6 protein-coding genes are annotated in these 12,944 nt (G+C 72.9%); all 6 read right to left on the minus strand.

Translation table 11 applies throughout. From position 1 onward, the window contains the following. Positions 1-6 precede the first annotated feature (6 nt). Positions 7-3,510, minus strand: coding sequence for a phosphodiester glycosidase family protein (locus ACFYPH_RS24910; protein ID WP_387185003.1), 3,504 nt, complete (start codon positions 3,508-3,510; stop codon positions 7-9). Between the two features lie 288 nt (positions 3,511-3,798). Next, the gene (gene rho, locus ACFYPH_RS24915; protein WP_387185006.1) at positions 3,799-6,003 is read right to left on the minus strand and encodes a transcription termination factor Rho; all 2,205 of its coding nucleotides are present in this window, start codon (positions 6,001-6,003) and stop codon (positions 3,799-3,801) included. A gap of 295 nt (positions 6,004-6,298) precedes the next feature. Beyond that, complete coding sequence (gene thrB / locus ACFYPH_RS24920) at positions 6,299-7,243, minus strand: homoserine kinase (protein WP_355137964.1); 945 nt, start codon at positions 7,241-7,243, stop codon at positions 6,299-6,301. Positions 7,244-7,379: 136 nt separating this feature from the next. Further along, complete coding sequence (locus ACFYPH_RS24925) at positions 7,380-8,624, minus strand: MFS transporter (protein WP_354859303.1); 1,245 nt, start codon at positions 8,622-8,624, stop codon at positions 7,380-7,382. An 11-nt stretch (positions 8,625-8,635) separates the two neighbouring features. Beyond that, entirely contained in the window at positions 8,636-9,451 is an 816-nt protein-coding gene (locus tag ACFYPH_RS24930) for a polysaccharide deacetylase family protein (protein WP_354859301.1), read from the minus strand. Between the two features lie 159 nt (positions 9,452-9,610). After that, positions 9,611-12,901, minus strand: a complete 3,291-nt coding sequence (locus tag ACFYPH_RS24935) for an efflux RND transporter permease subunit (RefSeq protein ID WP_387185009.1) — start codon at positions 12,899-12,901, stop codon at positions 9,611-9,613. Positions 12,902-12,944: the final 43 nt, after the last annotated feature.

Genomic DNA, 12,944 nt, shown 5'->3' on the forward strand with positions numbered 1-12,944 from the left:
AGGCGCTCACCGGATGAGCGAGATGGTGGCTTCGGCGCGGATGGTGTTGACGGTGACGCTCAGGCGTACGGGTGCGCCGGGGCGCAGTGCGGTCAGGGTGCCGGTGGCGGGGTCGAAGCGGGCGGTGTGCCACGGGCGCACGCCGGCCGCCGAGCCGATGTGCAGGTTCGGCGAGGCGGTCCAGTCGGCGCTGACGGGAGCGGCCACCGGGACCGTACGGCCGCCGGGCTGGGTGAGCGTGGCGGTGACCGCCGCCGGGGCGCCGACCGCGACGTTGGCCGGTGCGGCGAGCGTCAGCCGGTCGGTGTGCGCGTGGAACTCCGCGTCCACCCAGCGGGGCCCCTCGGCGAACGGGTCGCGACGGGCCCGGTCGGCCTCGGCCGGGGTGACCGGGTCCACACCGAACTCCGTCCAGCCGGTGAAGCCGCCCTGGTCGGCGGGGGTCGACGGCGTCTTGCCCGAGTTGCCGTTGATCACGTAGGGCACCCCGTCGACCCGGTCGGCGTGGAAGGTGCCGACGTGCCCGCCCACGAACAGCGCGCCCTTGCCGGTGCGGTGCTGGAAGTCGGCCAGCCACTGCTCCAGCAGCGCCGCCTCCTTGCGGTCGCCGAGCTGGCTGGCCTGCGCCGGGCTCGGGTCACGCGCCGGGTGGTGGTGCAGGACGACGACCGAGCCGACGCGCGGGTCGGCGGCCGCCGCGTCCAGCGTCTCGCGCAGCATCCGCACCTGGTCGAAGCCGCCACCACGCAGCGTCCCGCTGGACGAGTTCAGCGTGACGAACCGGGTGCCGGCGTGGTCGAACACCCGCGAGGTGGCGCCGAACGCGGCCTCGAAGTTGCTGATCGGGGCGCCCATGATCTCGTGGTTGCCGGGGACGTAGTACCAGGGCAGCGCGTCGCTCAGCTCCTCGTCGAGGATGCGCCGGGCCAGCGCGAAGTCGGCCGGATAGGCGGTGTCCACGAAGTCACCGTTGATCAGCAGGAAGTCCGGCCGGGCGGCCTTCACCTCGCGCAGCGTCCGCCGGGCCTGGGCGACCAGGTCGCTGTCCGGGTCGGCGGCGACGAACTGGGCGTCGGAGAGCACCGCGAACCGCCAGGGCGCGCCGTCCACCGTGCCGTCGCGGACCACCACCCGGTCGGTGCGCGGGGCCGCCGCCGGCACGTCGACCGTCGGCGGCACCTTCGCCACCAGGTCATCGATGATCACTTCGCTGGTGTACTGCGCGGCGGCGTTGGTCTCGGCCACGTAGAAGCGGCGCACCCGTACCGGGTACTGCACCCCGGCCGGCACCGCGAACTCCACGTACCGCCAGCCGGTCCAGGTGATCAGCGGGCCGCGCAGCACGTGCTGGGTGTCCTGCGCGTCGTGCAGGTGCAGGCTCGGCCACTCCCCGGTGCCGTTGCCGTGAATCCACATGCCGAAGGCCTGCGGCTGGCCGGGCACCTCGATCCAGGCCGGCGGGTCGGCGTACGCGGCCCGGGTGCCGGTGGACTGGCTGAAGTCGTACGACATCTTCAGGCCGGTGCCGGTGTGACCCGGCGCCGGCGCGACCGAGCCGCTGGCGCGGGCCTGGCTGAACCGCCAGGACGCCGCGTCGTCGAAGCCGGCGACCGGCACGTCGGTCAGCCCGACCGTGACCGGCAGGACGGTGCTCGTCCGTCCGACGCGGACGGTCACCAGGGCGGAGCCGGTGTCGCGCAGCGCGGTGACGGTGAGGTTGCCGTCCCGGCTCGGGGCGATCCGCAGCAGGTCGTGGTCGTAGTCGAGGGTGAGGTCCGCCGGCTCGATCGGCGCGGTGTTGCCCTCGGCGTCGTAGCCGACCACCCCGACCAGGGCGTTGCCGTCCTGGCCGGTCAGCCCGATCCGTGGCACCGTGGTGCCGAGCCGGGTCAGCGGGCCCAGGACTGTGAGGCCCAGCGAGCCGGTCGCCCGACCCCGTGCGGCGGTGACCGTGCTGGCTCCCGGCGTGCCGGCGTGGAAGACCCCGTCACGGTCGATGCGGCCCCGGGCCGCCGGGGTGGCCCGCCAGGTGGGCGCACCCGCGGCCGGGCCGTACGTCTCGTCGTAGCCGGCCGCGGTGAGGGTGCGGGTCAGCCCGGGGAAGACCCGGTCGGGCCGGCCACCGCGCACCGGCGAGACGCCCGGGGCGGCGGTGGGATCGCTGGACGTCTCGACCCAGTAGCCGGTGAGCCGGCCGCTGCCCTTCGGCGCGTAGATGGCCAGGCCGTTGGGCACCGCCCGTTCGCTGCCGTCGGAGGGGCCGTTCTCCACCTGCACGGCCGACGCGCCCGGCTCCCGGGCCAGCAGCGTCGACGATCCGCCACCGTCGAGGTTGAGCGCGTCCCGGGCGCCCAGCTCGGCCATCATCCGGCCCATCTCGGTCTGCGTCACGCCGCGGCTGTCGACCTGCCGGCCGTCCACGGTCAGCATGATCATTTTCTGGCCGTCGGCGCTGAACCCGACCGCCGTACGCGGGGCGAGGGTCGCATCGGCGATGCTCTGCACGACGCCGTCGCGGACCAGGACGTTGCCACCTCCGACCGCCGCGTGCAGGGCGCTCCCGTCGGACGACTTCGGTCGCCAGGTCACCGAGACCGGGTCACCGACGTGCAGCCCGGCCAGCGCGTCCGCGCCGGCGTCGCGGCCGAGCAGCACGGTGCTGCCGGCGACGACCGGGCCGCTGCCGGCCACGCCGGCCACCGCGGCCACCCGGCCGCCGGTCACTGTCACCTCGACCACCCGGGCCGCGCCCTCCACGGCACGCTGCCGGGAGTACGTCCCCCACAGCTCGGTGAACGCGCCGATGCCGTCGGCCTGCACCATGTTGTTGAACTGGGTCAGCGCCACCGGCCCGGTGGGCAGGGTGGCGCTGCCGTCGAAGTTCACCTCGACCACGCGACCGATTCCGGTGGCGGTGACCGCCACGGCGTTGCGGTGACCGCCGACCGCCGACTGGATCAGCTCGCCGTCGCGGATGCCGACGCCCTGCGCGGCCCCGGAGTTGTTGATGTCGAAGAAGTCGCCGTTGACCGCGGCGACCGCCCGCGAGTCGTCCACCGCCTTGCGCAGCGGCTCGGCCCGGCTGACCGCGCCGGAGTTGACGTAGTCGACCGTGGACCCGCCGGCCAGGTCGGTGGTGAGCGCGTCGGCGCGCAGCCAGCCATCGGCGTCGTACCTGTCGAAGGAGGTGAGCTGCACGCCCGGCGCGACCGGACGGGTGGCCTTCGTGGTCTCCAGGCCGCCGGCCGGCTCCAGTCCGCCAGCGGCGGCGGTCGGGGCGGTCGCGGCGGTCGGGTCGGCGGCGAGGCTGACCGAGTCGGCCGGGTGGGACGACGCGGCCGGTGCGTCCTCGGCGGCGGTGGCCGGGAGCGCGGGCGGCGACGCCACGGGCCGGGTGGCCACCGACGGTGCCGGCGGCGCGGCGGTGGCCGGCGGCGACACGGCCAGGGCGAGCAGCGGCGTCAGCAGCAGGACACCGGTGCGGCGGGCGGATCGTCTGCGGGTACGCATGGACGACAGTCAACCCGGCAGTGAATAGAAGTTTCAAGACCTGTCGACTGAACCGAAGGAAAATTCCGCCAACCCCGGCTCCTGGCTCCCCGCTGAACCCCCCCTGGTGGCGTGCGAGCAGGGCCGGCCGCTCCCTCTCGTTCCCCTTTGCTCTGCTTCAACGGACGCAACACAAAGCGCCCCGAAGTGTTGCGCCGGTTGAAGCAGAGCAAAGGACGATGGGCGGACACGACGAAGGGGCACGGCCGCGATGGCCGTGCCCCTTCGTCGTCGGTCAACCGGGAACGGTTACTCCCCCGGCGTCGACTTCGCGATCTGCATCAGGAACTCGATGTTGGTGCGGGACTGCTTGAGCCGGTCCAGCAGGAGATCCATCGCCGCCTGCGAGTCCAGCGAGTGCAGCACCTTGCGGAGCTTGTGGATGATGGCCAGCTCCTCGGGCGCGAGCAGGACCTCTTCCTTCCGGGTGCCGGACGGGTTGATGTCGATGGCCGGGAAGGTGCGCTTGTCGGCGATCTTCCGGTCCAGCTTCAACTCGGCGTTGCCGGTGCCCTTGAACTCCTCGAAGATGACCGTGTCCGCCATGGACCCGGTCTCCACCAGCGCCGTGGCGATGATGGTCAGCGACCCGCCGTTCTCGATGTTGCGGGCCGCGCCGAGGAAGCGCTTCGGCGGGTAGAGCGCGGTGGAGTCGATACCACCCGACATGATCCGGCCGCTGGCCGGCGCCGCCAGGTTGTACGACCGACCGAGCCGGGTCACCGAGTCGAGCAGCACGACGACGTCGTGACCCAGCTCGACCAGGCGCTTGGCCCGCTCGATGGCCAGCTCCGCCACCGTCGTGTGGTCCTGCGGCGGACGGTCGAACGTGGCCGCGATGACCTCGCCCTTGATCGACCGCTGCATGTCGGTGACCTCTTCGGGCCGCTCGTCGACCAGCACCACCATGAGGTGGCACTCCGGGTTGTTCCGGGTGATCGCGTTCGCGATCGCCTGGAGCACCATCGTCTTACCCGCCTTCGGCGGCGACTGGATGAGCGCCCGCTGGCCCTTGCCGATCGGCATGACCAGGTCGATGACCCGGGTGGTCAGGATGTGCGGCTCGGTCTCCAGCCGCAGGCGCTCCTGCGGGTAGAGCGGCGTGAGCTTGTAGAACTCCGGCCGCCGCCGCGCCTCGTCCGGCTCCATCCCGTTGATCGTGTCCAGCCGCATCAGCGGGTTGTACTTGTCCCGCCGCTGGTCACCGGTGTTGCCGACCTCGCGGGCCGCACGCACCGCGCCGGTGATCGCGTCACCGCGGCGCAGACCGTACTTCTTGATCTGGGACATCGAGACGTACACGTCGTTCGGGCCGGCCAGGTAACCGGTCGTCCGCACGAAGGCGTAGTTGTCGAGCACGTCGATGATGCCGGCCACGGGGACGAGCACGTCGTCCTCGCCGACCTGCGGCTCACGGCCACCGGTGTCACCACCGGTCTCCGCCCGCTCGCCACGGCCACGCCGACGGTCCCGGAAGCGGCTGCGCCGGCCACGCCGACCGCCGCCCTCACCGTCGTCGTCGTCGTTGTCCCGCTCGACACGCTGGCCGCGGTCGTTGCGGTCGGCGCGCTCCGAACGGTCGGTGCGCTCGGTGCGCTCGCCCCGGTCGTTGCGCTCGCCCCGCTCGGCGCGCTCGGCGCGCTCGCCCCGGTCGTTGCGCTCGGCCCGCTCGCCACGGTCGGCACGCTCGCCCCGATCGTTGCGCTCGGCCCGCTCACCGCGATCGTTGCGCTCGCCGCGATCGTTGCGGTCGCCCCGATCGTTGCGCTCGGCCCGCTCACCACGGTCGGCCCGCTCACCACGGTCGGCACGCTCGCCCCGATCGTTGCGCTCGGCCCGCTCACCGCGGTCGGAGCGCTCGGCACGGTCGCTGCGCTCGGCACGGTCGCTGCGCTCGGCACGGTCGCGGCGGTTCTCGCCACGGTCGGACCGCTCGCCGGCCTCCACCTCGTCGGTGCGGGCCTCAGCGGAACGGACCTCAGAGGAACGGACCTCGGAGGAACGCGCCTCCGCGGCGCGCGGCTCAGAGGTGCCGGCCTCGGCGGTACGGGACTCGGCCGGGGCGGTCCGGCTGCGCCGGGTACGGCCACGGCCCTCGGTCGCGGTAGCCGGCTCGGCCGGCGTCTGGTCGGTGCTGCGGCTCTCGGCCGCCGGGCGATCCACGGTCTCCCGCACCTCCTCACGGGCCGGAGCGGCCGCAGCCGCGACCTCGGCTCGCGGTCGAGGGGTCCCGGCGGCGTTGCCGCCCTGCCGCTCGGAGATCGCGGCGATCAGCTCACCCTTGCGCATGCGAGCCGTGCCGGAGATGCCGAGCGACGCAGCCAGGCTCTGCAGCTCTGGCAGCAGCATCGCCGACAGACCGGTGCCGCTGCGCCGACGACGGGCGGGAGCGGCAGCGGTGGCATCGCCAGCGACGTTGGAAACATCCGACGTCACGTCGGTGGTGTCGCTCAATGGATTCCTTCCCTCGATAAGGCCGGGACTGCCCGGAGTCGGAGCTCAGGTGGCCGGGCGGCCTCGGTGCACCCGCCTCGCAAGGACGCGTCGCGGGAGTCTGTGACACAGCAGCCGGTGGTTTCCCGACCCACCAAACGTCGGTGAGCAGGTCTCGCCGTCTGCGGCGACCTGTGGAAACTGCGGTGCGGCGTGGGCCTTGGCAGGGGTGACGGGCTGACCGCCGAGAGCTTCGGGGGTGCGCCGCCCCGCAGGAGATCGCGTGCTTCGCGGCTGTGCTAGGTCTAGAGCGTAATCAACTCTTCCGACCTGCGGCAACAGGGTCCCGCTCGGCGTGTCCAAGTCTACCCCGGGCGACCCGGGCGCCGCTGACGTCTATCGGTAACTGCCAGATCTGCCAGTCTGTTCCCGCGTCGAGGCTCGGCGGAGGCGCGCTGAGCGCCAGCACGCTCGGCCCGGCCCCACTGACCACAGCCGCCACACCCGCCGCTCGCAACTCGCTGACCAGGGCCGATGTGCCCGGCATCCCGGCTGCCCGGTAATCCTGGTGGAGGCGGTCGACGGTGGCCGGCAGCAACAGCGCCGGGTCGGTGGTGAGCGCGTGCACCAGCAGCGCCGCCCGCCCCGCGGTCAACGCGGCGTCGGCGTGGGGCACGGTGGCCGGCAGCGCCGCTCGCGCGGTAGCGGTCAGGCCGCGCTCGGCCGGCACGAAAACCGTGGGTCGTACGCCGGCCGCGACCGGCAGGGACACCGCGCGAGCGCCGCCCGGCTCGGACCAGGCCACCGTGAAACCGCCGAGCAGACACGGAGCGACGTTGTCCGGATGGCCCTCGATGTCGGCGGCCAGCCGGAGCACGCCGGGCTCGTCCAGCCGGTGCTCGCCGTCGGCGACCAGGGCACGGGCCAGCAGCACCCCGGCGACGATGGCGGCCGACGACGAGCCCAGGCCGCGCGCCTGCGGGATCCGATTGACGCACTCGACGCTCAGGCCGGCGGGCTGCGCGCCGAGAACGTCGAAGGTGGCACGCATGGCCCGCACCACCAGGTGCCGATCGTCGTCCGGCAGCTCACCGGCGCCCTGGCCGGTGACCGTCACCCGGACCCCGGCGGCCGCGACCTCGGCGGCCAGGTCGTCGTAGAGCCCGAGGGCGAGCCCCAGCGCGTCGAAGCCCGGACCGAGGTTGGCACTGGTCGCGGGGACCCGGACCCGGACCGGCCCGGCGGTGAAGTTCGTCGGCACGCGCTCATGCTAGGGCGTGTGTCAAAGTCCTCGGTCGAGCCGAGGCGGAGTCCAGGCGGCGGTCCCGCAAGGCGGAGATTGGCTCGGATACCGGTGTCGTATCCGGGCCGATCTCCAACGCGGCCGGCCGCGGGTCTCAGCCGGCTGGGTCGCCGACCGGCTCGGCGACCGGGTTTGTCAGCGACAGCCGGCGGGTGGCGATCCGCCAGCCGACCGCGTACACGAGGGTGACCAGTCCGCAGCCGGCCAGCACCACCCGTTCGTCCACCACGTCCACCACCAGGGCCACCGCCAGTTGGCTCACCGAGATGGCCAGCGTCGCGAGCATCATGTCGGTGGCGAAGACACGCCCGCGCAGCCGGTCCGGCACCTCGCCCTGAAGGGCGAAGTTCGACATCACCCAGTTGCTGCCGCCCGCGAAGTGCGCCACGAAGACCAGCAGCAGCACCAGCGGGAACCAGCGCACCACCGACGTACCCAGGTAGGCCAGGCCGTAGAGCGACATGGACAGCGCGAGCCCGGGCAGCAGCCAGGACCGGTTGGTCAACACCCGCCGCATCAGGATCGGGCCGACCAGGGCGCCGGCTCCGCGGACCGCGAAGAGCAGGCCGGCGCCCAGCGAACCGACCCCGTAGACGCCTGCGAGCAGCGGAAACACGGTCAGCACGCCGTTGCCCAGGCCGACCGCCGACTTGACCGTGACCAGCGCCAGCACCCGCGGCCGGTGCCCGATGTAGCCGAGCGCCTCGCGGACCGCCGACCAGGTCCGCTGCGCCGGCAGCTCCGGGTCGCGGGCCGCCTGCAACGGCCGGCGAATCCGGGTGGCGAGGCCCGCGGCCAGCGCCAGGCCGACCGCCGCCACCCAGAAGCAGGCGTACGGGCCGGCAGCCGAGCTGAGCACACCGCCCAGCGAGGCGCCCACCACAGTCATGGTGCCCCAGGCCGAGCCGGCCACGGCGTTACCGGCGGCCAGCTCGTGCGGCTCCAGCACGTTGGGGAGCGCGGCCTGGGCGGCCGGCGAGTAGAACGCCTTGGCGACCGCGACGGCACCGATCGCCACCAGCGCCAACCACGCCGTACCGCGGTCGCGCACGCCGAGGAGCAGCAGCACGCCGGCCAGCGCGGCCACGTTCGCGGTGATCATGATCTTCCGCCGGTCGAAGCGGTCGGCGATCGTGCCGGTGTACGGCAGCAGCAGCGCCACGATGCCGGTGTCCACCGCCAGCACCAGGGCACCCCACACCCCGCTGCCGGTCAGCTGCGGCAGCAGCACCAGCAGCGGCACCATGACGAACCAGTCAGCGCCGAAGACCACCAGCTCGGCGAGGAAGAGATTGCGAAAGCTCCGATTGCCGGTAAGGACCGCGAGGGTGGACGCCACGGAGCGGGACCCTACCCGGTCGGTGCGGGGGCTACACCGGGTCCCAGCAGCGCCGAGACGGTGACGAAGGTGTAGCCACGCGCCCGCAGCCCGGCGATCATGTCGGGGAGGCCGTGCAGCGCGACCAGACGTCTCCGGTCACCGACGTCGTGCCCGAGCACGATGGTCCCCGGCCGGACGGTGGCCACGATCCGCCGGGCGTGGCCGGCCGGGTCGTCGGGAAACTCCCGCTCCACCATCTGCAACGACCAGAGCACCAGCCGGTAGTTCAACCGGGATGCCGCGTGCAGCACCGCACCACCCAGGTGGCCGTACGGCGGGCGGACCAGCCTCGGCGGCCTGCCGGTCACCTCGGCGATCGCGTCGTGGCTGCGGTGCAGGTCGTCGTACGCCGCGGCGGCGTCCAGCCGGGCGAGGTCCCGGTGCGCCCAGCTGTGGTTGCCCACCTCGTGCTCGCCGAGCCTGTCGCGCACGAGGTCGGCGTGTTTCCTGGCCTGGGCGCCGACCAGGAAGAACGTCGCGGGCACCCGGTGCTGGGCGAGGGTGTCCAGCACCATGGGCGTCCACTGTGGCGCCGGCCCGTCGTCGAAGGTGAGCGCGACCAGCCGCTGCGTGGTCGGCCCCGACCAGATGACCGGCACCGCGCCGGAGCCGACGTTCTGCGGCCCGTTGCCGACCGTGGCGCTGGCCGGGCCGCCGGCGAGCGGCAGCCGCCGATGGGTGAGCCAGGCGTCGGTGGCGCCCGCCCCGGCGGCCGCCCCGGTCACCACCAGAGCCCCCCGGCGCAGCAGATCGCGCCGGGACCACCCGTGCGCGCTCTCGGTCATCCACCCGCCCCGCTCGCCGACACCTCGCCATGTCTACCTGGAGTATGCAAGATGTAACGCAAAGTGCAGCACCCGTCGGCCGATCGGAGTGTCCGCGGCGGCGCAGCAGAACGCCCCCGGCAGGCGAGCCTGCCGGGGGCGTTCCGGGTTGTCGTCCGACTACTCGGTCGGCTCGGACGGGGGCAGCGGCGAGGTGCGGCTGCGGGGCAGCCGCAGCACCTCGAACTGGTCCGTGCCGTCCACCAGCGCGCCCGATGGGGCGGGGCGTGCCGCCGCCGGCTGCGTGCCGTCGGCCGGCGTCGACACCGGTGCGCCCGTCGGCACGGCCACCTGGTTCGGGCCGTCCGGCTCGACGCCCTCCGACCCGGTCGGCCCGGTCACCGCCGGGTCACCGGATCGCCGCCGACGACGACGCTCCCGCAGCGACTCCTTGGTGCGCTCCACCATCGTGTAGAGCGTCGGCACCAGGATCAGCGTCAACAGCGTCGAGCTGAGCAGGCCACCGATCACCACGACCGCCAGGGGCTGCGAGATGAAGCCGCCCTCGCCGGTCAACCCGAGGGCCATCGGCAGCAACGCGAAGATCGTCGCGACCGCGGTCATCAGGATCGGGCGCAGCCGACGCCGGCCACCCTCGACCACCGCCTCCCGGATCCCCATGCCCTGCGCCCGGTACTGGTTGATCAGATCGAGCAGCACGATCGCGTTGGTCACCACGATGCCGACGAGCATCAGCACACCGATCAGCGCCGGCACGCCCAGCGGCGTCCCGGTGGCCAGCAGCAGACCGATCGCGCCGGTCGACGCGAACGGGATGGAGATCAGCAGGATCAACGCCTGGGTGAGGCTCCGGAACGTGGCCACCATGATCAGGAACACGATCGCGATGGCGGCCAGCACCGCCAGGCCCAGGTCGCCGAAGGCATCCGCCTGATCGGCGCTGACCCCACCGATGGTGAAGCTCGCCCCCGGCACGTCGATGCCGTCGAGCCGCTTCTGCAGCTCCTTGGTGGTCGCACCCAGGTTCGAGCCGGTCGCGGCGCCGGTCACCGAGACGCTGCGCTCACCGTCGATCCGCGTGACCTGCTGCGGCCCCTCGGCCTGGGTGACGTCCGCGATGTCGTCCAGCTTCACCGGCCCGACCGGAAGGGCCCGCAGCTCCTCCAGCGACACCGGGGCGGCGGCGCTCAGCCGCAGCACCACGTTCTGCTGGCGGCCGTCGAGCGCCACCTGCCCCAGCGGAGCGCCACGGAACGCCTGCGACACGAGCTGACCCACGGCGGCCTCGGTGAGGCCGACCCGGCCGGCGGCGACCCGGTCGACGGTCACGTCGACCCTCGGCACCCGCTCGGCGAGGCTCGTGGTGACGTCCTCGACGTCCGGGACACCGGCCATCGCCGTCCGGGCCGCCTCGGCGGCGCGGGTCAGCACCTCCGGGTCACTGGCCTGGACGACCACCTCCAGCTGGCTGGTCGACGCGTCCTGGCCACCGCCGAAGCTGACCTCACCCAGGCTGGTGCCGATCTTGTCAAACTCCCGGCGCAGCTCCTCACGGACCTGCTTGGCGTCGGTGTCGCCGTCGAGAGCCAACGACCAGCTCGCAACGTTGTTGCCCCCGCCGCCCGCCCACGGGTTGTCGCCGCCACCGGCGGTCACCTGGTAGGTCTCGACCCCGCCGACCCTCCCGAGGACCGCCTCGACCTGCTTCGCCGCCGCGTCGGTGGCGGCCAGGCCACTGCCGGCCGGCAGCTCCTGCCGGAAGCTGAGCGTGTCCTGACCGGAGTCGTCCAGGAAGTTCGTCTCCAGCTTCTGCGCCAACCCGAAGGTGCCGAAGAGCACCAGCAGGCCGAGCCCGACGGTGATCCAGCGGGTCGACCGCTTGCGGGTGGCGAACCCGATCACCGGCAGGTACGCCCGCTGCAACGGGCTGCGCAGCTCCTTCTCCTCGGCGTCGCGGCGCACCGCGTCGTCGTCGACGGTGCCGCCGCGCGGCTTGAGGAACCAGTACGCCAGCACCGGGATCACCGTCAGCGAGACGAGCAGCGAGGCGAGCAGCGCCACCGTCACCGTGATCGCGAACGGCGCGAAGAGCTGCCCGACGAACCCGCCGACCAGCGCGATCGGCGCGAACACCGCCACCGTCGTGAGCGTGGACGCGGTCACCGCGCCAGCCACCTCGCGGACGCCGGTGATGATCGCCTGGCGCTTCTCCTCGCCGTACTCCAGGTGTCGTTTGATGTTCTCCAACACCACGATCGAGTCGTCCACCACCCGGCCGACCGCGATGGTCAACGCGCCGAGGGTGAGCAGGTTGAGCGAGTAGTCGCCGATCCACAGGGCGAGCAGCGCCACCAGCACGGAGAGCGGGATGGAGACCGCGGTGACCACTGTCGAACGCACCGACAGCAGGAAGACCAGGATGACGATGACCGCCATCAGCAGGCCCAGCAGGCCCTCGGTGGTCAACGACTTGATCGACTTCTCCACGAACGGCGCCTGGTCGAAGACCACCGTCAGCTCCGCGCCGGAGGCGTCCTTCAGGCCGGCCAGCCGGTCCCGGATCTCGTGGGAGATCTCCACCGCGTTGCCGTCCGGGGCCGCGGTGACGGTGACGCCGAGGCTCTCCTTGCCGTTGGTCCGGGTGATCGCGGTCGCCGGAGCGAGCTTCTGCTCCACCGTCGCCACGTCACCGAGACGGACCGGGGCCGCGCCGGGCGCGATGATGATGCCGCGCAGGTCGTCCAAAGTCGCGACCGGCGTCCCGACCTGCACCGGAAGGGCCAGGCCGCCGTCGGTCACCGCACCGGCGGGCACCGACACGCCGTTGGTCTTCAACGCGGCGCCGATCGCGGTCGGCTGGACCTTCGCCGCGGCCAGCTTCGCGAAATCCGGGGTGACCACCACGACGTCGTCGCGGGTCCCGGTCACCTCGACCGTGCGGACTCCCTCGATGCCCTCCAGCTCCGGCACCACCGTCGCGCGCAGCTTCTCGGCGAGCGCCCGCTCGTCGGCGCCGCCGGCCGCGGCCAGCACCACCGCCGGCAGGTCGTCGGTGCTCCCCGCGATGACCTGCGGGTCGACGCTCTCCGGCAGCTGGGCGTCGATCCGGCTCAGCGCGGTCTGCATCTTGTTGACCACGTCGTCCAGGTCGGTGCCGAACTCGTACTGCACCTGGATCGTGGCCGACCCCTCGCGGGACGTGGAGGTGACCTTGTCCAGCCCGGGGAGGCCCTGCAGGGCGTTCTCGATCGGCTCGGTCACCTGCGACTCGACGATCTCGGGACCGGCACCGGGGTAGGGCGCCACGATGAACGCGGCCGGGAACTCGAGCGACGGCAGCAGTTGCTGCTTCAGCGACGGCACGGCGAACGCTCCGAACGCCGTAATCACCACCGCGATGAGGGCGACCAGCCCTCGGTTGGCGAGGCTGAATCTGGCGAGCAGCGACATCGGCCTGGCTCACTCCTGAAAGAGAATGCGGGCGGGGATAGGT

The organism is Micromonospora sp. NPDC005252 (assembly GCF_042872475.1).
GTDB lineage: Bacteria > Actinomycetota > Actinomycetes > Mycobacteriales > Micromonosporaceae > Micromonospora.

What these genes read in the sequence shown, in the direction of transcription:
- ACFYPH_RS24930 (WP_354859301.1), bottom strand. Translation starts at nt 9,451, where the DNA reads ATGACCGAGAGCGCGCACGGGTGGTCCCGGCGCGATCTGCTGCGCCGG.
- ACFYPH_RS24935 (WP_387185009.1), bottom strand. Translation starts at nt 12,901, where the DNA reads ATGTCGCTGCTCGCCAGATTCAGCCTCGCCAACCGAGGGCTGGTCGCC.
- ACFYPH_RS24910 (WP_387185003.1), bottom strand. Translation starts at nt 3,510, where the DNA reads ATGCGTACCCGCAGACGATCCGCCCGCCGCACCGGTGTCCTGCTGCTG.